At 66.8% G+C, this 23,747-nt stretch carries 22 protein-coding genes; 9 read left to right on the forward strand and 13 right to left on the reverse strand.

The features are described from left to right. Positions 1 to 74: 74 nt before the first annotated feature. Entirely contained in the window at positions 75 to 1,097 is a 1,023-nt protein-coding gene (locus B2585_RS11095; RefSeq protein WP_292023026.1) for a LacI family DNA-binding transcriptional regulator, read from the reverse strand. A 156-nt stretch (positions 1,098 to 1,253) separates the two neighbouring features. On the opposite strand from B2585_RS11095, the gene B2585_RS11100 reads away from it, so the two are divergent. From B2585_RS11100 to B2585_RS11135, 8 genes are all read left to right on the forward strand, one after another. Beyond that, complete coding sequence (locus B2585_RS11100; protein ID WP_292023027.1) at positions 1,254 to 2,312, forward strand: sugar phosphate isomerase/epimerase family protein; 1,059 nt, start codon at positions 1,254 to 1,256, stop codon at positions 2,310 to 2,312. 1 nt (position 2,313) lies between these two features. Continuing rightward, positions 2,314 to 3,444, forward strand: a complete 1,131-nt coding sequence (locus B2585_RS11105) for a Gfo/Idh/MocA family protein (protein WP_292023029.1) — start codon at positions 2,314 to 2,316, stop codon at positions 3,442 to 3,444. Continuing rightward, entirely contained in the window at positions 3,441 to 4,289 is an 849-nt protein-coding gene (locus B2585_RS11110) for a sugar phosphate isomerase/epimerase family protein (protein WP_292023030.1), read from the forward strand. The genes B2585_RS11105 and B2585_RS11110 overlap by 4 nt, the downstream gene beginning before the upstream one ends. After that, complete coding sequence (locus tag B2585_RS11115; protein WP_292023032.1) at positions 4,286 to 5,797, forward strand: sugar ABC transporter ATP-binding protein; 1,512 nt, start codon at positions 4,286 to 4,288, stop codon at positions 5,795 to 5,797. Before B2585_RS11110 ends, B2585_RS11115 begins: the two co-directional genes overlap by 4 nt. Next, positions 5,794 to 6,780, forward strand: coding sequence for an ABC transporter permease (locus B2585_RS11120; RefSeq protein ID WP_292023034.1), 987 nt, complete (start codon positions 5,794 to 5,796; stop codon positions 6,778 to 6,780). The genes B2585_RS11115 and B2585_RS11120 overlap by 4 nt, the downstream gene beginning before the upstream one ends. Then, the gene (locus B2585_RS11125) at positions 6,777 to 7,757 is read left to right on the forward strand and encodes an ABC transporter permease (RefSeq protein ID WP_292023036.1); all 981 of its coding nucleotides are present in this window, start codon (positions 6,777 to 6,779) and stop codon (positions 7,755 to 7,757) included. The genes B2585_RS11120 and B2585_RS11125 overlap by 4 nt, the downstream gene beginning before the upstream one ends. Positions 7,758 to 7,801: 44 nt before the next feature. After that, a complete protein-coding gene (locus tag B2585_RS11130; RefSeq protein WP_292023038.1) occupies positions 7,802 to 8,920 on the forward strand; it encodes a substrate-binding domain-containing protein in 1,119 nt (372 codons plus the stop codon). 72 nt (positions 8,921 to 8,992) lie between these two features. Then, positions 8,993 to 9,556 (forward strand): cupin domain-containing protein, encoded by a 564-nt coding sequence (locus B2585_RS11135; RefSeq protein ID WP_292023040.1) that lies wholly within the window; start codon positions 8,993 to 8,995, stop codon positions 9,554 to 9,556. Between the two features lie 10 nt (positions 9,557 to 9,566). Here the strand turns inward: B2585_RS11135 and B2585_RS11140 are convergent, their stop codons facing one another. From B2585_RS11140 to B2585_RS11185, 10 genes are all read right to left on the reverse strand, one after another. Beyond that, positions 9,567 to 10,124: a sarcosine oxidase subunit gamma gene (locus B2585_RS11140; RefSeq protein ID WP_292023041.1), complete on the reverse strand. Its 558-nt coding sequence runs from the start codon at positions 10,122 to 10,124 to the stop codon at positions 9,567 to 9,569. After that, positions 10,117 to 13,059 carry a sarcosine oxidase subunit alpha family protein gene (locus B2585_RS11145; RefSeq protein ID WP_292023043.1) on the reverse strand — a complete coding sequence of 981 codons (2,943 nt, stop codon included), beginning with the start codon at positions 13,057 to 13,059 and terminating at the stop codon, positions 10,117 to 10,119. Before B2585_RS11145 ends, B2585_RS11140 begins: the two co-directional genes overlap by 8 nt. Further along, positions 13,056 to 13,337 (reverse strand): sarcosine oxidase subunit delta, encoded by a 282-nt coding sequence (locus tag B2585_RS11150; protein WP_292023044.1) that lies wholly within the window; start codon positions 13,335 to 13,337, stop codon positions 13,056 to 13,058. Before B2585_RS11150 ends, B2585_RS11145 begins: the two co-directional genes overlap by 4 nt. A 10-nt stretch (positions 13,338 to 13,347) precedes the next feature. Beyond that, positions 13,348 to 14,598, reverse strand: a complete 1,251-nt coding sequence (locus B2585_RS11155) for a sarcosine oxidase subunit beta family protein (protein ID WP_292023046.1) — start codon at positions 14,596 to 14,598, stop codon at positions 13,348 to 13,350. Between the two features lie 34 nt (positions 14,599 to 14,632). Further along, positions 14,633 to 15,949: a type III glutamate--ammonia ligase gene (gene glnT, locus B2585_RS11160; protein WP_292023048.1), complete on the reverse strand. Its 1,317-nt coding sequence runs from the start codon at positions 15,947 to 15,949 to the stop codon at positions 14,633 to 14,635. A 60-nt stretch (positions 15,950 to 16,009) separates the two neighbouring features. Next, the gene (locus tag B2585_RS11165; RefSeq protein ID WP_292023050.1) at positions 16,010 to 17,329 is read right to left on the reverse strand and encodes an FMN-binding glutamate synthase family protein; all 1,320 of its coding nucleotides are present in this window, start codon (positions 17,327 to 17,329) and stop codon (positions 16,010 to 16,012) included. Positions 17,330 to 17,339: 10 nt separating this feature from the next. After that, entirely contained in the window at positions 17,340 to 18,023 is a 684-nt protein-coding gene (locus B2585_RS11170) for a protein GlxC (protein WP_292023052.1), read from the reverse strand. A 1-nt stretch (position 18,024) separates the two neighbouring features. Beyond that, complete coding sequence (locus B2585_RS11175) at positions 18,025 to 18,912, reverse strand: class II glutamine amidotransferase (protein ID WP_292023054.1); 888 nt, start codon at positions 18,910 to 18,912, stop codon at positions 18,025 to 18,027. Positions 18,913 to 19,110: 198 nt separating this feature from the next. Continuing rightward, entirely contained in the window at positions 19,111 to 19,749 is a 639-nt protein-coding gene (locus B2585_RS11180) for a helix-turn-helix domain-containing protein (protein ID WP_292023056.1), read from the reverse strand. Between the two features lie 91 nt (positions 19,750 to 19,840). Then, on the reverse strand, positions 19,841 to 20,740 hold the full coding sequence (locus B2585_RS11185; protein ID WP_292023057.1) for an oxidoreductase: 900 nt from the start codon (positions 20,738 to 20,740) through the stop codon (positions 19,841 to 19,843). A gap of 163 nt (positions 20,741 to 20,903) precedes the next feature. Between B2585_RS11185 and B2585_RS11190 the strand changes: the two genes are divergently transcribed. After that, positions 20,904 to 22,025: a cobalamin-independent methionine synthase II family protein gene (locus B2585_RS11190; RefSeq protein WP_292023060.1), complete on the forward strand. Its 1,122-nt coding sequence runs from the start codon at positions 20,904 to 20,906 to the stop codon at positions 22,023 to 22,025. 21 nt (positions 22,026 to 22,046) lie between these two features. Here the strand turns inward: B2585_RS11190 and B2585_RS11195 are convergent, their stop codons facing one another. Beyond that, positions 22,047 to 23,327 carry an MFS transporter gene (locus B2585_RS11195; protein ID WP_339717829.1) on the reverse strand — a complete coding sequence of 427 codons (1,281 nt, stop codon included), beginning with the start codon at positions 23,325 to 23,327 and terminating at the stop codon, positions 22,047 to 22,049. Next, positions 23,324 to 23,716 carry a thiol-disulfide oxidoreductase DCC family protein gene (locus B2585_RS11200; protein WP_292023062.1) on the reverse strand — a complete coding sequence of 131 codons (393 nt, stop codon included), beginning with the start codon at positions 23,714 to 23,716 and terminating at the stop codon, positions 23,324 to 23,326. The genes B2585_RS11195 and B2585_RS11200 overlap by 4 nt, the downstream gene beginning before the upstream one ends. Positions 23,717 to 23,747 lie beyond the last annotated feature (31 nt).

Consider the following 23,747-nt stretch of genomic DNA (forward strand, 5'->3'; position numbering starts at 1 on the left):
CTGCGGGGGCTGCGCCATGCGAGCGATGTCAGGACAGCACGGACCGGCGGGAAACCACCCGCCGCGTGACCCGATCAGGCCGGCGCGCCCGGCTTGCGTTTGGGTGTGCCGGTGCTGGACCGGATAATCAGTGCGGGCTCCAGCCGTTCGGTGGGGAGCGCATCGACATTGTCCGACCCCGCCGCGCGGCCCTCGACCATCTGGATGATGCGCGCCGCCGCGGCCCGGCCCATATCCGCGCGAGGCTGGCGGATCGTGGTGAGCGCGGGCAGGAACCGGTCGGCGAAGTCGATGTCGTCGAAGCCCACGACGCTCACGTCACTGGGCACGTCGAACCCGGCGTGGACGCATTCCGAGATGAAGCCAAGCGCACATTCGTCGGAGGCGCAGAAAACGGCGGTCGGACGGGTCGCCAGCGCCGCCCAGTGCCGCGCGGCCTGTGCCCCGGCTTCCAGCGTGAAGGCACCGGGAAAGACCGTCGCGGTCATCCCGCGGTCAGCGGCGGCCATCAGAAAGCCCTCCTGCCGCTCGACGCCGAGCACGTTCTCGCCCGGGCCGCTGACATGCAGGATGTCGCGGTGTCCGAGGTCGGCGAGGTGATCCACGGCGAGCCGCGCGGCAGCCCGGTTGTCGATCCCGAGGCGTGGCGCGCGGTATTCGTCATTCCATTCGGACAACTGCACCAGCGGCAGCTTCCAGCCGTTCACGACCTCCGGGTCGATGCCCCCGTCGAGCAGCACGATCCCGTCGGCCCGCCCGTCGTAGCCCAGTGACAGCAGACGGTCGCGCCCGATGCGGCTGTCGGAGATCTGGACCGTGAGCCCCACGTCGCTCGCCTCTTCCTGGATCGCGGCGAAGATCTTGCCGAAGAAGGTGTTGGACAGGTCCGGGGCGAGGATCAGGATGGACCGGGCGCGGCGCTGGCGCAGGTCGCGGGCGGCGGCGTTGATGCGGTAGCCCGTGGCCTTGACCGCCTCCATGACCTTTTCGCGGGTGGCCGGTCCGACGGTGTCGGGCGAAGACAGCGCCCGGCTTACCGTGGCCGTGGAGACGCCAGCGAGCGAGGCCACGTCCTTGATCCTTGCGCGTGCTCTCATGTCGTCTCCTGAACCCCGTGGCTTGTTAATCGATTACATTTTTCATTGCAAACGAGGAGTGAATCAGATGTAATCGATTTCATACATTGCTGCGGTGCCGGGAGGACGGTGCCGCCGCACAAGGCCCTGCGGGAGACGGGGCCGTTGGGAGGTTACATGAAGACGATTCAGGGTCCCGCCCTGTTCCTGGCGCAGTTCGCGTCGGACGAAGCCCCGTTCAATTCGTGGCGCGAAATCACACGCTGGGCGGGCGACTGCGGCTATGACGGCGTGCAGGTGCCGAGCTGGGACGACCGGCTTTTCGACATCGAAAAGGCTGCGACCTCGCGCGATTACTGCGACACGTTCAAGGGCGAGGCCGCCGAGAACGGGATCGTCGTGACCGAGTTGTCCGCCCATCTTCAGGGCCAGCTTGTCGCGGTTCATCCGGCCTATGACATCGCCTTCGACGGTTTCGCGGACGCCTCGGTCCACGGTGATCCCAAGGCGCGGCAGGCATGGGCGGAGCGCCAGGTGAAGCTGGCGCTGGATGCGTCGAAGAACCTCGGCCTCACCGCACTGGGCGCGTTCTCCGGGGCGCTGGCCTGGCCATACGTCTATCCGTGGCCGCAGCGGCCAGAGGGACTGGTCGAGGCCGCCTTCGATGAACTGGCGAAACGCTGGCGTCCGATCCTCGACCATGCCGAGGACAACGGTGTCGACATCTGTTTCGAAATCCATCCGGGCGAAGACCTGCATGACGGCGTCACCTTCGAGATGTTTCTCGACCGGGTGGATCAGCACGCGCGGGCCAAGATGCTTTACGACCCGTCGCATTACGTTCTGCAATGCCTCGACTATATCGCCAACCTCGACGACTACGCCGAGCGGATCGGGATGTTTCACGTCAAGGATGCCGAGTTCAATCCGACGGGTAAGCAAGGCGTCTATGGCGGCTATCAGTCCTGGGCGAACCGTGCGGGGCGCTTCCGCAGCCCCGGTGACGGACAGGTCGATTTCGGCGCGATCTTCTCGAAGCTCACGACGATGGGCTTCGACGGCTGGGCGGTCGTGGAATGGGAATGCGCGCTGAAACACCCCGAGGACGGGGCGCGCGAAGGGGCGCAGTTCGTGCGCGACCACATCATCCGCGTGACCGAACGCGCCTTCGACGATTTCGCGGATGGCGGCGCGGATGACGCGGCGAACCGCAGGATGCTGGGACTGGGGGGTTGACATGGCGAACGCACCGATCAGGCTTGGAATGGTCGGCGGCGGCGGTGATGCTTTCATCGGCGGCGTCCACCGGATCGCCGCGCGGCTCGACGGGCATTACACGCTGGTCGCCGGCGCGCTGAGTTCCACGCCCGAGCGGGCGCGGGCAAGCGCCGAGGCGCTGGGGCTGGCCCGCAGCTATGACGACTTCGCGCAGATGGCCGAGGCCGAGGCGGCGCGCGACGACGGGATCGAAGCGGTGGCCATCGTCACCCCGAACCATGTTCACGCCGACGCCGCCATCGCCTTTCTCGAACGCGGAATCCACGTCATCTGCGACAAGCCGCTGACGGCCACGATGGAGGATGCCGCGCGACTGGCCGAGGCCGCGCGCCACTCCGACGCGCTGTTCATGCTCACGCACAATTACACGGGCTACCCGATGATCCGTCAGGCGCGCGAGATGATCGCGGCGGGCGACCTGGGCAAGCTCCGGCTGGTGAATGTCGAATATGTGCAGGACTGGATGACCGGTCCGGCCGAGGGCAAACAGGCCGAGTGGCGCGTCGATCCGGCACGCTCGGGGGCCGGTGGTTCCATCGGCGATATCGGGACACATGCCTACAACCTCGCCTGTTTCGTGTCGGGCCTGACGCTCGACCGGCTGGCCGCCGATCTGGATGCGTTCGGCGCGGGCCGCACGCTCGACGACAACGCGCATGTCATGTTGCGCTGGCAGGGCGGCGCGAAGGGCATGCTCTGGTGCAGTCAGGTGGCACCGGGCAACGAGAACGGGCTGCGCCTGCGCGTCTTTGGTGACGCGGGCGGGCTGGAATGGTCTCAGGAAGAGCCCAATACGCTCTGGTTCACGCCTTTCGGCGAACCCAAGCGGCTTCTCACCCGGAACGGCGCGGGCGCGACGGCGGGAAACACAACCGCGAGCCGCATCCCCGGCGGGCATCCGGAGGGCTATCTGGAAGCCTTCGCGAACCTCTACACCGCGGCGGCGCAGGCGATCCAAGCGCGGCGGGAAGGCGCGCCGTTGCCCGACGACCTGCTTTTTCCGACCATCGAGGACGGGCTGGACGGGATGCGGTTCATCGAGGCCTGCGTGCGGTCCTCGGCAAATGACAGCAGCTGGGTGACACCATGAAACTGGGTATCAACCTCCTCTGCCTCGGCGGTCACATCGAGGACGAGCATCTTCCGCAGATCGAACGGATCGCCGAGATCGGCTATGACCATGTCGAGATCCCGGTGATGCGCGGCGACCCCGACCATTATGCGTGGCTCGGCGGCAAGCTCGACGCGCTGGGGCTGAGCCGGGCGCAGACCTCGATCGTGCCGGACCCGGACGCGAACCCGCTGTCGTCGGACGCCGCCGTGCGCCAGCGCGGGCTGGACCACCTGTCATGGATTCAGGACTGCGCCGAGGCACTGGGGTCCGAGACCATCGGCGGGCCGTTCCACGCGCCGATGGGGCATTTCACCGGACAGGGGCCGACGGAAGACGAGATCGCTTGGGGGGTCGAAGCGCATCGCGCGATGGCCGAACGTGCGGCGAAGGGCGGCTACATCCTCGCCCTCGAACATCTCAACCGGTTCGAGACCTATTTCCTGAACACGATGGATCAGGCGCGGGCCTATGCCGACCGGGTGGGCCACCCCGCCTTCGGCATCATGTACGACACCTTCCACGCCAATATCGAGGAGCGGGACCAGCACGACGCGATCCGCCATCTGGGCGACAAGTTGCATGTGCTGCATGTCTCAGAGAACGACCGCGGGGTCGTGGGCCGCGGACAGATCGACTTTACCGGAATTCTGAAGACGGTACGGGACACCGGCTTCGACGGGCATGTCGTGGTCGAAGCCTTCGGCGCGGGCGTGCCGGAGCTGGCCGCCGCCACCCGCGTCTGGCGTCCACTGTTTCCCGACTTCGAGACGCTGTTTCGCGAAAGCCACGACACCATCCGCCGCGCGTGGGAGGCCGCATGACCGACCCCGTGATCGAAATGCGCGGCATCACCAAGACCTTCCCGGGCGTTCGGGCGCTCTCGGACGTGAGTTTCGACGTGCGGCCGGGTGAGGTGAACGCGCTCGTGGGGGAAAACGGGGCGGGAAAATCGACGCTCATCAAGATCCTGTCGGGCGTCTATCACGCCGACAGCGGCGCGGTGCATGTGGGCGGCGAAGCGGTCCATTTCGCACATCCGGTGGAGTCGTTGCGCGCCGGGATCGCCGTGATTTACCAGGAATTTTCGCTGCTGCCCGAACGGACCGTGGCGCAGAACCTGTTTCTGGGGCGTGAGCCGCGCACCCGTTTCGGCCTGATCGACGGGGCGAAGATGCGGGCCGAGACAAAGGAAGTGCTTGCGCTCTTCGCCGCCGCCGGGCGCATCGACCCGGACCGCACGGTAGGTGAGCTGGACGTGGCCACGCAGCAGGTGGTCGAGATCGCGAAGGCCGTTTCGACCGGTGCCCGTGTCGTCGTGATGGACGAGCCGACCGCCGCGCTGAACGAGGCGGAATGCGAGGAGCTTTTCACCACCGTCGATACGCTGCGCGACCGTGGCGTCGCGATCATCTATATCACCCACCGGATGCGTGAGATCACGCGGCTGGCCGACCGGGTCACGGTTCTCAAGGACGGCGAGGTCGCGGCGCGGTTCGACGCGGTGCCCGCGCCGGATGCCATCGTGCGTGCGATGGTCGGACGCGACATCGAGGATTTCTACGCGCCGCCCGCCACGCCCGAAGAAATCGGCGAGACCGTCCTCACCGTGCGCGGCGCTGGGAACACGGTGCTGCATGACATCGACCTCGACGTGCGCGCGGGCGAGATCGTGGGGCTTGCCGGGATACAGGGCGCGGGGCGCGTCGCGCTCGCGATGGCGCTGTTCGGTGAGACGCCCTTCGACCACGGCGAGGTGACGTTGAACGGCGCGGCGGTGTCCTTTCGCAACCCGCGGGCGGCAATCACCGGCGGCGTCGGCCTGTTGCCGGGCGACCGCAAGAGCGAGGGCCTCGTCCTCATGCAGTCCGTACGGGACAACGGGATGCTGACATCGCGTGCCTTCGCGCCGCTCTGGGCAAGCGACCGGCGCAACGCGAATGCCGATACCGGGCGCATGGACGATCTGCTGGATCACATGGAGATCCGCGCGGCGTCTTACGATCAGGACATCCGCGCGCTGTCGGGCGGAAACCAGCAAAAGGCCATCGTTGCCCGCTGGCTGTCGATGCGCCCCAAGCTCCTGATCTTCATCGAGCCGACGCGGGGCATCGACGTGAATTCCAAGGCGGGCATCTATCACCTGATGCGCGACCTTGCCCGCGAGGGCGCTGGCATCCTGATGATCTCGTCCGACCTGCCCGAAGTCATCGGCGCCGCCGACCGCGTGCTGGTCATGCAGGAGGGGCGCATCACCGCCGAGTTCGGCCACGGCGCGAGCGAGCAGGACATCATGCACGCCGCGACCGGCGAGGGGGAGGTGGCGGCATGAGCATCGCCGAGGATGCCCCGCCCCGCAAAACCGGCTTTCGCTTTGAACGCTGGGCGCCGCTCATCCTGTTGGTGGGCGCGTTCGTCATCTACGTCGGCATCGCGCTCGCCACCGATCAGGCGCAGTACCTGACCTTCGACAATCTCATCGCCATTCTCGGGCGCTCCATCGCGCTTGGGATCACAGCCATCGGCCAGACGTTCGTGATCCTCGTGGCCTCCATCGACCTGAGCGTGGCGAGCCTGATCTCGGCCACCGCCGTTCTGGCCTCGGTCGTGATGGACGGCTCGCCCGCCATGATCGTGCCCGCCGTGCTGGCGGCTGTCGCGCTTGGCGGGGTGGTCGGTGTGACCAACGGGCTCGTCGTGAGCGGGCTCAAGGTGAATCCGCTGATCGCGACGCTGGGGATGAGCCTTATCATTCAGGGGTGCCTGTCGGCCTTCGTGTCGAACTTCGCAGGCGAAGTGCCGGAGGCGTTTCAGGTCTTCGCCTATGGCGAGGTCGGGCCGTTCCCGCTGGCGCTCCTGTTCCTCGCCGCGATGGCGGTGATCGCGTGGGCCGTGCTGAAATTCACCAAGTTCGGCTCCGACATGTACGCGGTCGGCGGCAACGAAGAGGCCGCGCGGTTCGCGGGCATCAAGACCGGGCGGATCGTGGTCCTCTCCCACGTCATCTGCTCGGTCTGCGCGGCCATCGCGGGCCTCTACCTCGCCTCCCGCCTGCGCTCGGGCGCGCCGTGGATCGGGTCGGACGGGGTCTATGACCTCGAAAGCATTGCGGTCGTGGTGATCGGCGGCACCGTGCTGGCCGGTGGACGTGGCGGCATCTGGGGGACGATGGCGGGGATGCTGATCTTCTCGCTCATCGACAGCGTCTTCAACATCGCTGGCGTCGACAGTTTCGCCAAGCAGGTGCTGCGCGGCATCATCATCGTCGCCGCCGTGGCGTTCTATGCCATCCGGTCGAAGAGGATCGTGGCATGACGGACCGGCCCGACACCCAGAACGCAAAGCGGCGCCTGCCGCAGATCAATCCGGTCTGGATTCTGCTGGCGGCCCTGATCGTCGCGATCATCTTCATGAATCCGGGGTTCGTCGAGCCGACGGGTTACATGAATTTCCTCAAACGCGCGGCACCCTTGGCGATCCTTGCCGCTGGGCAGGTCTATGTCATCACCTCGGGCGGCTTCGATCTTTCGGTCGGCTCGCTCATCACGCTGGTCGTGGTCGGCTCCTCGATGCTCACGAACAACGATCCGACCGCGACCTACTGGGTGATCCCGGTAATGCTGGGGATCGGGCTGGGCGTCGGGGCCTTGAACGGGCTGATCGTGTGTTTCCTGCGCGTGCCGTCGCTGATCGCCACGCTGGGCATGATGATCACGCTCAACGGCGTGGCGTTCCTGTGGTCCGGCGGTGCCCCGCGCGGCTACCTGCCCGACACGTTCCGCTTTTTCGGGCGCGAGCTGATCCGCGACGTTCCGCTGGTCCGGTTCATCCCCATATCGGTCATCGTGCTGGTGGTGGTCGTCGGCCTTTTCGCCTGGCTCATGCACCGCACCAACCTTGGCCGTCATGTCCACGCCATCGGCGACAACCCGGTGGCCGCGCGGCTGGCCGGTGTCGCCGTGAACCGCGTGCGCGTCACCGCCTTCATGCTTTCGGGCCTGTCGGGCGCGATCGCGGGCATCCTTCTGGGTGGCTTCGCGGGCGTGTCGACCGACGTGGGCACCGGATACGAGCTTCAAGCCATTACGGCCGCCGTGTTGGGCGGCGCGCAACTCCTGGGTGGCAGGGGTTCTGTTCCTGCCGCCGTCGGGGGCGCGCTCGCGCTCACCGCCATTTTCACACTTCTGAACTTCCTCGGCCTGCCGCAACCCGTCCGGCAGGTGGTGCAGGGCCTTATTCTGATCGCGGCCGTCGCGCTCGCCATGCACCGAAGGAAACAGACGGGAACCTGAGGGGTGCGCCTGTGTGCGTCCCCCCAACCACTAGGGAGAGAGAGATGAAACATTTCCTGATGGCGACGGGAGCGCTGGCCCTCAGCCTTGCGCCCCTTCACGCCCAGAACTTCGACGACCCGGAGGAATTCGCAAAACAGCAGGAGCAGTTGCAGGCCGAGCCGATGGGCCCCGAAGGCCAGCCGTGGCTTCAGCATATCGGTGACGGCATGGTCGAGACCGCCGATCTGGGCATCGAAGGCCCGGCGACGGTCTGCTTTTCGAACGCGGGGGTGAACAACCCGTGGCGGGTCGTGGGCTATACCAACATGACCGAAGAGGTCGAAAACCACGACTCGATCGCCGAGTTCATCCATGTCGACGCCGAAGGGTCGGACGACAAGCAGATCGCCGACATCGACGACCTGCTCGCAGGCGGTGACTGCGACGTGATGATCGTGTCGCCCAACACCACGGCGGCGCTGACCCCCGCGGTCGAACGTGCCTGTGAGGCGATGCCGGTCATCGTCTTCGACCGAGGCGTGAACACCGACTGCCCGGTCACGTTCGTGCACCCCGTCGGTGGCTACGGCTTCGGCATTCAAGGCGCCGAGTTCATCGCCGAGAATGTGGAAGAAGGGGCGGACGTCCTGATGCTGCGCATTCTTCCGGGCGTTGACGTGCTCGAGACCCGCTATTCCGCCGGTCGCCGCATTCTCGACGAAGCCGGTCTGAACATCGTGGGTGCCGAGTTCACCGATGGGGACAATGCCAAGACCAAATCCATCGTGGAAGACTACCTGATGCGCGGCAATATCGACGCCGTGTGGATGGATGCGGGTGCGACTGCCGTGGCCGCCATCGAAGCGTTCGAAGATTCCGGCTACGAGATCCCCGTCTTCGTGGGCGAGGATCAGCAGGACTTCCTGCGCAAGTGGCAGGACGAGGGCCTCACCGCCATCGCGCCGACCTATCCGACGTTCCAGTGGCGCACTGCGGTTATCGCCGCGGCCCGTGTGATCGAGGGCGAGGCGCTGCCGGGTCCGGAGTGGGTGCTGCCGCAACCGGCCATCACGCAGGACAACCTTGACGAGTACGTCAACCCGGCGATGCCGCCGCTGCACTACGCCATGTGCGGGTGCGAGGACATGGCCAACTACCCCGGCGCCTGGGGTGGCAACTGATCGAATGACAAGGGGCGGCGCGAGTCGCCCCTTGTCGTTTCCATGTTACGCATGGGTAAGGGGAGGACATTCATGACCAGCAATATTGAAGTACATACATCGATGCCGCGAGGCCGCGTGCCCAACAGCCGCTTTCCGCTGCTCATCCATCGCGGCGGCGTTCCGGGCGGCGGCATGGACGCCGTGCGCGGCCGGTTCCAGACAAACGGGTGGCTCAACAACTGGCACTATCCGGGCATTTACCTTTATCACCACTTCCATTCGACGACCCACGAATGCCTCGGCGTCGCCGACGGCTGGATGGAGCTGGAGCTGTTCGGCAAGGGCGGCACGCAGGTCCGGGTCGAGGCGGGCGACGTGGTGGTGATGCCGGCGGGCGTATCGCACGCCATGACGGGCAATTCCGACGACGTGATGGTCATCGGGGGCTACCCCGAGGGCCGCGACTGGGACAACATCCAGGAAGAATTCGTGAGCGACGCCGACTTCCGCGCCGCCGCCAAGCTCATCATGTCGCTGCCCATCCCGGCGACCGATCCGGTGACGGGCGGGCCGCTCCAGCACTGGCTGGACACGCCATCGTCCGTCGATGCCGGGTGGAACGACTTCCGCGACGGGCTCGACGTTTCGGGCTGACGCGGGCGGTCTAGCGGGCCTGCCGTCCGGCGGTCTCGGCCAGCGCGTGCCAGGCGGCGCGCGCGAAACTGCGCATGACGAGAACCGAAAGCCGGTCCTCGGCCCGTCGCAGGAGAAAGACCGTCAGGTGATGCATGGCGGTGCGGGTCGCCTGCCCCGGGCCGAACGTCCCGGGGTCGACGTTCACCAGCATTTCCATGAGCGCCTCGAGCGGGGCCGCGCCCGCGTCGGACGTAATCTCGACGACCACGAAACCGTCGGTCTGCTCGGTGACGATGCAGCCCGGCGCTTCGTCCCGCACCCGTGCTGCGAAATCCGCCTCGCCCTGCCCCGGCCCCTCGATCATCCATTGATCCGGCCCGGTCCAGAAGGCGGACGCCGTCTTGCCCGTGACCGCCCGTCCCGGTGCGGGCAAGGTCAGGCCGAAGGGCGTGGGCACGGCCTGCCCCTGCCGCAGCGCGAGCGAGGCGAGGCCGACATCGGGGACCTCGGTGATGGTAAGCGGGCCGAAGCTTTCACGCCGCGCGGTCGAGGCGCCGAGGGCCGTTACGGGGGTCAGGTCAGTCACGCAGACGCACTCCTTCAGGATCGACGAAATCGGGCGAGACGACTTCGACCGCCATTTCCTGCCCTTCGAGCGGGTTGGCCGCGACGATCCGCTCGCCCATGCGCGTGTCGCCGTGTTCGAGGTAGCCGAGCGCGATATGGCGGCCGAGATTGGGCGAGTAGCAGGCCGATGTGACCCAGCCCTGATCCGTGTCCAAGGTGCGGACCGCACCCTCGGTGAACAGGTGCGACCCGGCCAGGATCGGCCCGTCACCCCCCACAGGTTTCAGCCCCACCAGTCGCCAAGCCTCAGCCGCCAGCCCTTCGCGCCGCGACATGACCGCGCCGAGGGCGTCCTTCTTGGCCGAGACCATCCTGCCCAGTCCGAGCATCGAGGCGGTGGTCTGCCCGGTGATCTCGGCCCCGGTGGCGTGGCCCTTCTCGATCCGGAGCACCCCCAAAGCTTCGGTGCCGTATGGTGTGACACCGAGGTCCGCCCCTCGTTCGGCCAAGCGTTCCATGAGCGCATGGCCGTAGCGGGCGGGCACGGCCAGTTCATAGGCCAGTTCGCCCGAGAACGAGATGCGAAAAAGCCGCGCGCGAAGGCCGCCGCAGATTGTGAGCGCGGCACAGGCCATGAAGGGGAAGGCCTCGTTCGACAGGTCGGTGTCGTCCACGATCCGCTCAAGGAGCGCGCGCGACTTGGGCCCGGCCACGGCGATCTGCGCCCAGGCATCGGTGGTCGAGATGAGCTGAACGTCCAGGTCGGGCCAGAGGCACTGGCGGGCGAATTCCATGTTGCGATAGACCGCGCCCGCGTTGGCCGTGGTGGTCGTGACCACGAAGTGATCTTCGCCCAGCCGGGCGCAGGTGCCGTCATCGTAGAGATGCCCGTCCTCGCGCAGCATCAGGCCGTAGCGCACCCGCCCGACCTTCAGCGTCGCCATCATGTTGGCGTAGACGCGGTTGAGGAACTCGGCCGCATCGGCCCCCTGCACGTCGATCTTGCCCAGTGTGGTCACGTCGCAGATGCCGACGGCGGAGCGGACCGCCGTGACCTCCCGATCCACCGTTTCGCGCCAGTGGCCCTCGCCCGCGCGGGGAAACATCTGCGCGCGCATCCAAGGTCCGACCTCGACGAAAGTCGCACCCTGCGCCGCCGCCCAGTCATGCGTCGGAGTGAGGCGCGTGGGCCGGAAATGCTTGCCGGTATCCCCGCCGCCTAGCACCGACAGGGAGACGCCGGTATAGGGTGGGCGGAAGATCGTCGTTCCGGTCCCGGGGATCGTCTGGCCGGTCTGCTCCGCCATCACCGCGAGGGCGGCGATGTTGGACGTCTTGCCCTGATCCGTCGCCATGCCCAGCGTGGTCCAGCGCTTGAGATGCTCCACCGAGCGCATGTTTTCGGTATGGGCGAGCGCGATGTCCTTGACCGTCACGTCATTCTGAAAGTCGACCCAGGCACGGCGTTTGCCGGGGACGTGCCAGAACGCGGCCTGCGCGTGCGGGACATCGCTGGCCTCTGGAAGCGCGACCTTGGGGGCGGTCATGCCGATATCGGCAAGGGCCGTCGTCGCCGCGCGAACCCCATCCGCCAGCGCCGAGGCGGTGCCGCCCCGTCCTGCGACCGCTCCGGCCGGGAAAAGGCCCTTCGGCCCGTCCGCACCCGGCACGAAGGCGAGGAGATCGGCTTTCCAAACGGGCCGCCCGCGATGGTGCGAGGCGAGGTGGACATTGGGGTTCCAGCCGCCCGCGACGCCCAGCGCGCCCACGTCGTGCCATGTGGCCGTGGCGCCGCGCGTGATCTGGATCGCGCGCAACCCACGCCGACCGCGCGTGCCGGTGACGGTCGCGCCCCGGAAAACCTCGTAGTCACCAAAGGCCTGCGCATCTTCGCGCGTGTCGACGACGCCCAGCACAGGCACGCCCTTGGCCACGAGGTCGCGCGCCGTGCGGTGCCCGTCGTCGCCATTGGTGAACACCGCGACAGGTGCGCCCGCGCGACCCGGCAGCGTCGCCCAACGGTTCGCATAGGCCCGCATCGCACCCGCAAGCAGGATGCCGGGCCGGTCGTTGTCGGCAAAGGGGATGTGCCGCTCGATCGCGCCTGCCGCCAGAACCGCGCGTTTCGCGGTGATCCGCCAGAACGTCTGGCGCACCCCGTCACCGGGTGTGGGCAGGTGGTCCGCCACCCGTTCCACCGCACCGTAGATGCCGTGATCGTAAACGCCGAAAACCGTGGTGCGCGGCATGAACCGCACGTTCGGGAAGGACGCGAGTTCGGCGCGCACCGCCCGGACCCACTCGTGCGCGGGGGCGTCGTTCAACAAGTCGCTCTCGGCCAGCAGCCGCCCGCCGGGCCGCATATCCTCATCCGCGAGGATCACCTTTGCCCCGGCCCGCCCCGCCGTCAACGCGGCCATCAGCCCTGCCGCACCCGCGCCGATGACCAGTAGATCGCAATGCAGGAACCCCTTGTCGTAAGCGTCCGGGTCCGGCTCCATCGACAGCGCACCCAGACCCGCGGCGCGGCGGATCGCCGGTTCGTAGAGCTTTTCCCAGAAGGTGCGCGGCCACATGAAGGTTTTGTAATAGAACCCCGCAGCGAAGAGCGGCGACAGGAGGTCGTTCACGGCCAGCAGATCGCGTTCGAGCGACCCGACATGGTTTTGCGAGCGTGCCGTGAGGCCCGCATAAAGCTCCGCCACCGTCGCCCGCGTGTTGGGTTCCGCCCGCGCGCCGTCGCGCAGGGTGACGAGGGCGTTGGGCTCTTCCGACCCGGCGGAGAGCACGCCGCGCGGGCGGTGATACTTGAAGCTCCGCCCGATCAGGTCCACGCCGTTCGCCATCAGGGCGGCGGCAAGCGTGTCGCCCGCGTAGCCCGAGTAGGACCGCCCGTCGAAGGTGAAGTCGAGCGGCTTTTCGCGGTCGATCAGACCGCCGGTGAGCCGGGTCATGTCTGCGCCCCCCGCTTCACGTCCCGCGCCAGTTCGGCACCGAGGATTTCATGGGTGACCGTGTCGCGCGTGACCACCAGCCACGACCGGTCCCCCTGCTCGTGAAACCAAAGCTCGCGGTGCACGCCCGCCGGGTTGTCGCGCAGGAAGACGTAGTCGCAGAAGGCCGCCTCGGCCTCTGGCCCGTTCGGGTCGGGACGGTCCATCAGGGACGCGTCACCGAGGTAGGTGAACTCCTGCGCATCGCGCGCTCCGAGCAGCGGGTGAGGGATCAGCATGGATGCCTTCTCAATGCAGGTTGGGTTGGGCGCCGACGCCCTTTTCGTCGATCACATGCCCGCGTGCGAACCGGTCGAAGCGATAGGCGCGCGCGGTTTCGTGCGGCGTGTCGGTGGCGAGGAGATGGGCGAAGGCATAACCGGAGGCCGGCGTTGCCTTGAACCCGCCGTAGCACCAGCCGCCGTTGAAATAGAGCCCGTCGATATGGGTGCGGTCGATGATGGGCGAGCCGTCCATCGACATGTCCATGATCCCGCCCCATGACCGCAAGAGCCGCGCCCGTCCGATCATCGGCATGAGCGCCATGCCCCCCTCGATCACATCCTCGACCGTGGGCAGGCCGCCGCGTTGGGCATAGGAATTGTAGCCGTCGAGATCGCCGCCGAAGACCAGCCCGCCCTTGTCGGACTGGCTGACGTAGAAATGCCCGGCGCCGAAGGTGACGACGCCCGGGATGGTCGGCTTCAGCCCTTCGGAGACGAAGGCCTGCAAGACGTGGCTCTCGATCGGCAGGCGCATTCCCGCCATCGCCATGACGCGTGAGGACGATCCGGCCACGGCGACGCCGACCTTCCCGGCCCCGATGGTGCCGCGTGTCGTCTCGACCCCGGTGACGCGGCCACCCTCCATCCGGAAGCCCGTCACCTCGCAATTCTGGATGATGTCCACGCCGCGCATATCGGCGGCGCGGGCATAGCCCCACGCAACGCCATCGTGACGCGCCGTGCCCGCGCGGCTCTGCATCAGCCCGCCTTTGATCGGGAACCGCGCGTTGTCGAAGTTGAGGAACGGCACCTTCTCGCGCAGTTCCTCGCGTGTCAGAAGCCGCCCGTCCGCGCCCGACAGGTGCATCGCGTTGCCGCGGCGGCGGTAGGCGTCGCGCTGTCCATCGGTGTGAAACAGGTTGATGATCCCGCGCTGGCTGACCATCGAGTTGAAATTGAGGTCCTGCTCCTGCCGCTCCCACAGCTTCATCGAGAACTCGTAGAACGGCTGGTTGCCGGGCAGGAGGTAGTTCGACCGGATGATCGTCGTGTTGCGTCCGATGTTGCCCGAACCGAGCCAACCCTTTTCCAGCACAGCGACATTGGTGATCCCGTAGGTCGCGGCGAGGGTGTAGGCGGTGGCGAGGCCATGACCCCCGCCGCCCACGACGACCACGTCATAGGAGGGCTTCGGCTCCGGATTGCGCCAGAGCGGTTTCCAGCCCTTGTGGCCGGTCAGCGCCTCCTTCACGACGCGCAGTCCCGAGAATGTCATGGGTCTTCTCCCCGGCAGGGCGCACTCCCCGCGTTCAGATGTCGAGCGTGTTCTCTTTCTCCCAGCGGGAGAAATGCGAGACGAACGAATTCCACTCCTGATGCTTCATCTTGACGTAGGAGGCGGCGAAACCGTCGCCCAGCATCGACTTGAGTTCCGCGTCATTGTCGAAGGCGCGCACCGCGTCGAGCATGTTGAGCGGCAGGCGCGGCGCGTCCGTGACGGTATGGCCCTCGGCATACATGTCGATGTCGTAGCGCTTGCCCGGATCGGCCTTGGACTTGATGCCGGATAGGCCGGCCGCGATGATGACGGCTTGCAGGAGATAGGGGTTCGTCGCCCCGTCCGGCAGGCGCAGCTCGAAGCGCCCCGGCCCCGGCACGCGCACCATGTGGGTGCGGTTGTTGCCGGTCCAGGTGACAGTGTTGGGCGCCCAGGTCGCGCCGGACATGGTGCGCGGCGCGTTGATGCGCTTGTAGCTGTTCACGGTCGGGTTGGTGATCGCCGCCAGCGCCTCGGCATGTTTCATGATGCCGCCGAGGAACTGACCGCCCTGCTCGGACAGCCCCACCTCGCCGATCTGCCCGCCGCCGTCGCCGGCAAAGGCGTTGGTCTTGCCGTCCATGTCCCAGACCGAGATATGAGCGTGGCAGCCGTTGCCCGTCAGCCCCTCGATGGGCTTGGGCATGAAGGTGGCGCGCAGCCCGTGCTTTTCGGCCACGCTCTTGACCATGAACTTGAAGAACGAATGGCGGTCGGCGGTGACGAGCGCGTCGTCGAAATCCCAGTTCATCTCGAACTGCCCGTTCGCGTCCTCGTGGTCGTTCTGGTAGGGGCCCCAGCCCAGCTCCAGCATGTAATCGCAGATTTCCGCGATCACGTCATAGCGGCGCATCACCGCCTGCTGGTCGTAACAGGGTTTCTCGGCGGTATCGAACGGGTCCGAGATCGTGACGCCCTCCGGCGACAGGAGGAAGAATTCGGCCTCCACCCCGGTCTTGACCCTGAGGCCGGAGTCTGCTGCGGCGGCCACCATACGCTTGAGCACGTTGCGCGGGGCCTGATCGACCGGCGCGCCCTCCATCACGCAATCGGCCGGGACCCAGGCGACCTCGGGCTTCCACGGGAGCTGGATCACCGCGTCGGCATCGGGCACCGCGAGCATGTCAGGATGGGCAGGCGTGAGATCGAGCCATGTGGCGAAGCCTGCGAAACCGGCCCCGTCCTCCTCCATGTCCGCGATGGCGGCGGCGGGCACCAGCTTGGCCCGCTGTCCCCCGAACAGGTCCGTGTAGGACACCATGAAGTATTTCACGCCTGTCTTCTTGGCGAATGCCGTGAGCTTGCTCATCGTCTTTCCCTCTTTCCCTGTTGGTCGCGGGCGGGGCCAGCGACCCCGTCCGCGGTCGTCCTAGAAGCCGGATTTGCCGGGGTACCAGTTGGTGCCGGCCAGCGGCACCTGCGCCATCGCGGCGGCTTCCATCGTGAGCGCGCACAGGTCCTCGGGTTCAAGGTTGTGCACATGGTTGTGGCCGCAGGCCCGCGCGATTGTCTGACATTCCAGCGTCATCACGTTGAGATAGTTGCGAAGGCGTCGCCCGGTCGCGGTCGGGTCCAGCCGCTTGGCCAGTTCCGGGTCCTGGGTGGTGATGCCCGCCGGATCGCGGCCCTCGTGCCAGTCATCATAGGCGCCGGTGGTGGTGCCGAGCTTTTGGTATTCTTCTTCCCATTGCGGGTCGTTGTCGCCCAGCGCGATCAGGGCGGCGGTGCCGATGGCCACCGCGTCGGCCCCGAGGGCGAGCGCCTTGGCCACGTCCGCGCCACTGCGGATGCCGCCGGAGACGACGAGCTGCACTTCGCGGTGCATTCCAAGGTCCTGAAGCGCCTGAACGGCGGGCCGGATACAGGCGAGCGTGGGTTGGCCGACGTGTTCGATGAACACGTCCTGCGTCGCCGCCGTGCCGCCCTGCATCCCGTCGAGCACAACGACATCCGCCCCGGCCTTCACGGCAAGCGCCGTGTCGTAATAGGGCCGCGCGCCGCCGATCTTGATGTAGATGGGTTTCTCCCACCCCGTGATCTCGCGCAGTTCCATGATCTTGATCTCGAGGTCATCCGGGCCGGTCCAGTCCGGGTGGCGGCAGGCCGAACGCTGGTCGATCCCCACCGGCAGGTCACGCATCCCCGCGACCCGCTCGGTGATCTTCTGACCCAGAAGCATCCCGCCGCCGCCGGGTTTGGCGCCCTGCCCCACGACCACCTCGATCGCATCCGCCCGGCGAAGGTCGTCGGGGTTCATGCCGTAACGGCTGGGCAGGTACTGGTAGACGAGTTTCTCGGAATGTCCGCGCTCTTCCTCGGTCATGCCGCCGTCGCCGGTGGTGGTCGAGGTGCCGGCCATCGTGGCGCCGCGCCCCAGCGCCTCCTTTGCGTTGCCTGAGAGCGCGCCGAAGGACATGCCCGCGATGGTGATCGGGATCTTGAGCTCGATGGGCTTCTTGGCGAACCGGGTGCCCAGCGTCACGCTCGTGTCGCACTTCTCGCGGTAGCCCTCCAGCGGGTAGCGCGACATGGACGCGCCGAGGAACAGCAGGTCGTCGAAATGCGGCACCCGCCGTTTCGTCCCGCCGCCCCGGATGTCGTAGATGCCCGTCTCGGCCGCGCGGCGGATTTCCGAGTTGATGTCGTTGGAGAAGGTCCAGGACTGTCGGGGCAATGTCTGATGGGTCATGGTCCGCTCCTCAGTAGGCGTCGACGTTGTCGATCTTGAAGTTGTAAAGCTGGCGCGCCGAGCCGTAGCGCCTGAACTCCTCGGGCTTCGCGTCCGCGCCCGCGCGGTCCAGCAGGTCCTTGAGGATGTCGATGTGTTCGGACCGCATCTCTTTCTCGATGCAGTCGGCGCCCAACGATTTGACCGACCCGCGCACGAACAGCCGCGCCTCGTAGAGCGAGTCGCCCAGCGCGTCGCCGGCGTCGCCCAGCACGACGAGGTTGCCCTTCTGCGCCATGAAGGCGGACATGTGGCCGATGTTGCCATGCACGACGATGTCGATGCCCTTCATGGAAATGCCGCAGCGCGACGAAGCGTTGCCCTTGATGTTGAGAAGGCCGCCATGACCCGTGGCGCCCGCGTATTGCGAGGCGTCGCCCTCGATCACCACTTCGCCGGACATCATGTTCTCGGCCACGCCCGGCCCTGTCGATCCCACCACCCGGACCGAGGCGGTCTTGTTCATCCCGGCGCAGTAATAGCCGGTGGACCCCTTCACAGTGACCGACAGCGGCCCGTCGAGTCCGACCGCGACGGCGTGCGATCCGCGCGGATTGGTGATTTCGTAGGTCGCGTTGGCTTGCGATTTCGCGGCGGCCTGCAAGGTCTCGTTGACCGTGCGCAGGTCCACGGAGGACATGTCCAAGCTCTGCATCTCAGCGCTCCCAGAAATAGACGGTGGCGGGTTCCGGTTCCCACACCCGCGCGGCGTCGATGCCCGGCAGGTCGGCAAAGGCCCGGTATTCGCTGGCGAAGGCGACGTAGTCGTCGGTCTCGGCCATGACGGCGGGTTTGCAGGCAATGGGGTCGCGCACGACGCCGAAGCCGGTCTTGGTGCCGGTGACGAAAGTGAAAAAGCCGTCGAGGTCGTCGATGGTCCCTTCCAGCGCCTCGCCCAGCGTGGCCCCCTCGGCGATGCGCGACGAGATATAGGCCGCGCCAACCTCGGTGTCGTTCTCGGAACGGGTCAACACGCCCTTGCGCGCGAGCTTGCGGCGCATCTGGTTGTGGTTCGAGAGCGAGCCGTTGTGGACGAGGCACTGATCGTCGGCGGTCGAGAACGGGTGCGCCCCCATCGTCGTCACGGCTGACTCGGTGGCCATCCGCGTGTGGCCGATCCCGTGGCTTCCGCCCATGTCACGCAGGCCGAACCGGGCGGCGACGTCGCGCGGCAGGCCGACCTCCTTGTAGATTTCCATCGTCGATCCCACGCCCATGATCCGAAGACCGCGCGCTTCGAGCCAGGCGACGGCGGCCTCCTCGGCTTCGGTGGGGAGCGTGACGACCGCGTGGGTGTCGATCACCTTCAGGGAGGCGGCGAAGCCGGCCTCTTCAAGCGCATCCTCGAGACCGGCAAAGGCCGTCTCGGGCGCATCCGCCTGCACGGTGACCTTGATGCGCCCCTCCGCCTCGTCGCCATAGATCGCGATGCCCGCGCTGTCTGGGCCGCGGTCGGTCATGGTGATGAGCATATCGGTCAGCATGTCGCCCAGCTTGGGGCGCAGATCGTCGGACTTCAGAAACAGGCCAACAATGCCGCACATGGGTAGTCTCCTCGTGACGTTGCCAAGACGCGATTCCGCGTCGTCGCACCTTCATTAGAGGGAAACCTAGTTTCTCATAAAGAAACTTTTGACCGTCAGAGGAAAATTCCGGGAAGCGGTCCCGCGCTGCTCAATCCCTGCGCAGACTTGCCACGCCGCCGGGACAGATGCTCAAAAACCGGGCACTTCGCGAACGGGTCAGCGCGTCTGTGGATAGGTGATGATGGAGAGATAGCGGAGCGGCGTCGCCCGGATGTCTTCGGGCCCGTGCGGCGCGTCCGAGTCGAAAAAGAGCGAGTCTCCCGGTTCCAGAAGGTAGCGCTGATCGCCGTGGCGATAGTTCACGCTGCCTTCGAGAATATAGAGAAACTCGATCCCCTCGTGCTGGAACGTCTGGAAATGCGAGTTCTCGTCGAGCGTGATGAGATACGGCTCCACCACCACGCCCGAGTTGTTCGACCCGATATGGCCCAGAAGGTTGTACTGGTGGCCCGCCCGCGTGCCTTCCCGCGCGATCTCGGCCCCCTCGCCCGCCTTGACGTGCATACAACCCCGCGTTTCCTCGTAGCCGGAAAAGAGCTGGATCAGCGGCACGCGCAAGGCGTGGGCCAGCGCGGAGATGGTATTGAGCGAGGGCGAGATGACGCCGTTCTCGATCTTGGAGAGCATCCCGACGGACAGCCCCGTGAGCCCCGCGAGGTCGGCCCCGGTCATGCGCTGACGCTTGCGCAACTCGCGCACCTGCCGCCCGATGGCGACCTCGAGGTTCTTTTCGCGCTGCTCCCTGACCGCGTGGGGGTTCTGACGCAGCGCGACCTCACCTGTTTTCTTGACCACCTGCTGACCCGTCCTTCTGATCCACGGCTTCCCGCCCGGCTCCTATTCTTGGCCGCTCCGCATAAGGAATGCAAAAGGCACGCGCTGCGGCTCAGGCCGCGAGGTCGTAGGAAACACCGGTGCGCTCGGTCGATACGGCCCAGAGTTCGGCGGCGAGGTCACGGTCGTTGGCGCGCGGAATGGCCGTGGCGTGTTCGGGATAGCCGCGCATTCCGCCCATCTTCGTGGGGCCGTAGTATTCGCCCGAAGTCGCAGTCGGGTCGGTCGCGGCGCGCAGCGGTGAGAGCGCACCCTGCTCCGGCTTCATCGCAAAGACGTGGTTGAGCAGGTTGGCGACCTCCGAGTGCCGCTGAAGGTCCGTGGCGGTCCAACCGGGGTGGGCCGCGATGACGCGGGGACCCTTGCCATCGAGACGCCGGTCCAGTTCGAAGGTGAACAGGAGGTTGGCGATCTTGGAATCCCCGTAGGCCTGCCACGCGTTGTATTTGCGCTCGGTCCAGTCGAGGTCGGACAGGTCCGGGTCACCCTGCCGGTGGGCCATGCTCGAAGTCACGACCACACGGCTGTCAGGCGTTTGCCGAAGCAGCGGCAGGAGACGCCCGGTCAGCGCGAAGGTGCCGAAATGGTTGGTGCCCATCTGAAGTTCGAACCCGTCCTCGGTCTTGCCATAGGGCGGCACCATCACGCCCGCGTTGTTGATGAGCACGTCGAGCCGGTCGAAATCCTGAGTGAACCGGTGTGCGAACGACTCGATCGAGGCGAGGCTCGCAAGATCCAGTTGGCGCATCTCGATCTTCGCGTCGGGACGGGCCTCGCGGATGCTGCGCACCACGTCGTCGCCCTTGTCGGTGTTGCGCGCGGCCACGATCACCTCGGCCCCGGTCCCCGCAAGGATTTCAGTCTCGGTCCTGCCCAGCCCCGAGGTGCCTCCCGTGATCAGAATGCGTTTGCCGGTCATGTCCGGGATGTTTTCCTTGGTCCAGTTGCTCATCGAATTGCTCCTTGATCCGTCGGGGCCCCAACGCCGCAGTGCAGCACCACGTTCCGTCATCCGGTATCCGCGCGCAAGGGCGAGCGCCTTCGCCGGTTGTCTTCCGCGCGGCGCGGTGGTCAGATGGCGCCTGACGAAATCGGATGCCAGACGGGACCTCATCATGACCATCGAAACCACCCATGTCGGAAGCCTGCCGCGCGGCGATTACCTGTCCGGGCTTCTGCTCGCCAAGGACAAGGGCGAGCCCTATGACCCGGCGGAGTTCGAGCAGGCCGTGCAGGCCGCGATCAACGAGGCGGTCCGGCATCAGAAGGAGGCCGGCGTCTCAGTCGTCTCCGACGGCGAATTGGGCAAGGTCGGCTATTCCACCTACATGCAGGAGCGTCTGAGCGGGTTCGGCGGACACATCGACCGCAAGCCGGCCAAGGACCTCGCCGCGCACCCGGCCCTCGCCAAGAAACTGAGCGCGATCATGGGCAGCCAGGAGTTCACGCGCGCCTCCTGCATCGACGAGGTGAAGCTTGTCGACCTGCAACCCGCGCTGGACGACATTCGCCGTTTCAAGGAGGCGCTGGAGGCCGAGGGCGACGGCACGCGCGCCTTCATGAACGCGGCCTCGCCCGGCCTTATCACGGCGTTCCAGGTGAACCGCTATTACCCGAGCCACGAGGCCTATCTCGAGGCGCTCGTCGCCGCGATGCGCCCGGAATACGAGGCGATCCTCGACGCGGGCCTCGACATTCAGTTCGACTGCCCGGACCTCGCCATGTCCGCTCACACCGGCTACCAGGACATGTCCGAGGACGAGTTCGTCAAGATCGCTGCGGCCAATGTCGAAGCGCTGAACGCGGCGACCGAGGGGCTGCCCGCCGACCGGATGCGGATGCATCTGTGCTGGGGCAACTACGAAGGGCCGCACGATCACGACATCCCGCTCGAAAAGGTGATCGACGTGGTCCTGTCGGCGCGGCCGAACACGATCCTGTTCGAAAGCGCGAACCCCTGCCACGAACATGAATGGGTCGTCTGGCGCGATGCGGATATCCCGGCGGACAAGGTGCTCGCGCCCGGTGTGATCGACACCTGTTCCAATTACGTCGAACACCCGCAGCTCGTGGCCCAGCGGCTCCAGCGCTTCATCGACATCGTGGGCGCGGACAGGGTGGTCGCCAGTACCGACTGCGGCTTCGGCACCTTCGCAGGCTACGGCAAGATCGACCCCGAGGTGACGTGGAAAAAGCTTCGCAACCTGCGGATCGGCGCGGACCTCGCCTCTGCCTGAGCCGGTGGACTGCGAAGCGCCTCAGCCCTCGGTGTCGAGGATGCGGCGCGGCATGACCATGACCAGCACGATCGCGGCGATCTTGAGCACGCAGGGCACGATGGCATAGCTCAGGTTGAGGGCCGTCAGCGCCTCCGCCGTGTTGGGCTCACCCGGGCGGAATCCGTAGAACTGGAGCGTGGGCAGGATCACGCCGGCGGCGATGGCGAGCGTCGCCTTGGACGAAAAATTCCACAGCCCGAAGGCCTGCCCGGCCTGAAGCCCCGCCCGTTGCAGGTTCGCCGCGAACAGTGCCGACAGCACGACCATGTCCGCCCCCAGCGCCACGCCCGAGGCGACGCAGATGACCGCGAACGCCAGCGTGGCGCCGGTTGGCAGCGCGAAGGCCCCGATGAAGGCCACGATGGCGAGGCTCATGGACAGCGGCAGAATGCGCCGGGCACCGACGCGCTGCGTGATCCGGCTCCAGAACGGCGCGCTGATCCCGGCGGAAATGAAGAAGAGGATCAGGAAGGGACCGGCGAAGTTGGGCACACCCAGCCGGTCCTCGACAAAGAACAGAAACAGCGTCGACGTCACCGCGACCGGCAGGTTGTTGATGAAGGCCAGGACCAGAAGCCACGCCCCGCCCGAGCCGATGAACCCCGACCAGTTCAGCCGCACGTTGGCAGGCTGCGCCTTGGACCAGAGCGGGCGCGCCACCACGAGGGCCACGAGGGCCAGAAGGGCGATGGCGATGCCGAAGGGCGCATAGCCGTCTCCGGATGCCGACACGCCGGACAAGAGCGCAGGCCCCGCCGCACCGAGCGTGACACCCACGAGAATCCCCATCTCGCGCACCCCGGCGAGGCCAAGCTGCGCCCCCGGCTGCGCGGTCGCCGTGAAGGCCGCGCTTTGACCGTAGAGCAGGATGGTGCCGAGGCTGTAGCCGGTAAAGGTGACGAGCAGCCCCGCGGTCAGCCACAACGCGGCCGGCCCTATGGGCTCGACCGCGAAGACGAGGATGCAGCCGACCGCCAGCGCGATCAGCGCGGCGCCGGCGAACTGACCGACCCGGTGCGACCACCGATCCGTCATCCAGCCCAGAAGCGGGTCCTGCAGGAAATCCACGATCCGGATGAGAAGCAGAATGGTGCCGACCTCGGCCAGCGACAGGCCAAGCCGCGAGGCGGCGAAGCTTGGAAGGTGGATGTAGATCGGGATGCTCGCCATCGCGAGCGCCATGGCGAGGAACCCCACGCGCCAGTAGTCGCGGCGGGGCGACGCTTCGCCCGTGGCGTGGGCCGGCGTGGTTTCGGTCATCTCCGGCGCTCCCGCGACAGCAGGACGAAGATCTTTACGATCAAGGGCCGCGCGAAAAGGAACCCGCGATAGGCGAGCTCCATAAGCCCCCGGATGCCCGGCAGTCGCGCAAAGCGCGCGAGCAGGTGCCATCCCGGCAGGCGCGACCAGAGCTCCGCAAAGGCCGCGGCGCCCGACAGGATCTCGCCATCCGCCGCACGAACGTGGAACCGCCCGAGCGCCGCCTCGCGGCCAAGACCCTCCGGCAAACGCGCCGGGCTTCGCCGCACATCGACGAGGTCGATTGCGCCCGCCCCGTCATGGCGGCGGTAAAGCGCGATCTCGGCCCGGCACAGCGGGCACTCGCCGTCGTAGTAGACGGTGGATGGATTGGAAGCGGTCTGGCTCAAGGCGGATATCCTGCTGTCTTCCACCTCTTAC

The organism is Maritimibacter sp. UBA3975 (assembly GCF_002384975.1).
Lineage (GTDB): Bacteria > Pseudomonadota > Alphaproteobacteria > Rhodobacterales > Rhodobacteraceae > Maritimibacter.

Coding starts and splice junctions, on each gene's coding strand:
- B2585_RS11095 (WP_292023026.1), bottom strand. CDS start 1,097: ATGAGAGCACGCGCAAGGATCAAGGACGTGGCCTCGCTCGCTGGCGTC.
- B2585_RS11100 (WP_292023027.1), top strand. CDS start 1,254: ATGAAGACGATTCAGGGTCCCGCCCTGTTCCTGGCGCAGTTCGCGTCG.
- B2585_RS11105 (WP_292023029.1), top strand. CDS start 2,314: ATGGCGAACGCACCGATCAGGCTTGGAATGGTCGGCGGCGGCGGTGAT.
- B2585_RS11110 (WP_292023030.1), top strand. CDS start 3,441: ATGAAACTGGGTATCAACCTCCTCTGCCTCGGCGGTCACATCGAGGAC.
- B2585_RS11115 (WP_292023032.1), top strand. CDS start 4,286: ATGACCGACCCCGTGATCGAAATGCGCGGCATCACCAAGACCTTCCCG.
- B2585_RS11120 (WP_292023034.1), top strand. CDS start 5,794: ATGAGCATCGCCGAGGATGCCCCGCCCCGCAAAACCGGCTTTCGCTTT.
- B2585_RS11125 (WP_292023036.1), top strand. CDS start 6,777: ATGACGGACCGGCCCGACACCCAGAACGCAAAGCGGCGCCTGCCGCAG.
- B2585_RS11130 (WP_292023038.1), top strand. CDS start 7,802: ATGAAACATTTCCTGATGGCGACGGGAGCGCTGGCCCTCAGCCTTGCG.
- B2585_RS11135 (WP_292023040.1), top strand. CDS start 8,993: ATGACCAGCAATATTGAAGTACATACATCGATGCCGCGAGGCCGCGTG.
- B2585_RS11145 (WP_292023043.1), bottom strand. CDS start 13,059: ATGACCCGGCTCACCGGCGGTCTGATCGACCGCGAAAAGCCGCTCGAC.
- B2585_RS11150 (WP_292023044.1), bottom strand. CDS start 13,337: ATGCTGATCCCTCACCCGCTGCTCGGAGCGCGCGATGCGCAGGAGTTC.
- B2585_RS11155 (WP_292023046.1), bottom strand. CDS start 14,598: ATGACATTCTCGGGACTGCGCGTCGTGAAGGAGGCGCTGACCGGCCAC.
- glnT (WP_292023048.1), bottom strand. CDS start 15,949: ATGAGCAAGCTCACGGCATTCGCCAAGAAGACAGGCGTGAAATACTTC.
- B2585_RS11165 (WP_292023050.1), bottom strand. CDS start 17,329: ATGACCCATCAGACATTGCCCCGACAGTCCTGGACCTTCTCCAACGAC.
- B2585_RS11170 (WP_292023052.1), bottom strand. CDS start 18,023: ATGCAGAGCTTGGACATGTCCTCCGTGGACCTGCGCACGGTCAACGAG.
- B2585_RS11175 (WP_292023054.1), bottom strand. CDS start 18,912: ATGTGCGGCATTGTTGGCCTGTTTCTGAAGTCCGACGATCTGCGCCCC.
- B2585_RS11185 (WP_292023057.1), bottom strand. CDS start 20,740: ATGAGCAACTGGACCAAGGAAAACATCCCGGACATGACCGGCAAACGC.
- B2585_RS11190 (WP_292023060.1), top strand. CDS start 20,904: ATGACCATCGAAACCACCCATGTCGGAAGCCTGCCGCGCGGCGATTAC.
- B2585_RS11195 (WP_339717829.1), bottom strand. CDS start 23,327: ATGACCGAAACCACGCCGGCCCACGCCACGGGCGAAGCGTCGCCCCGC.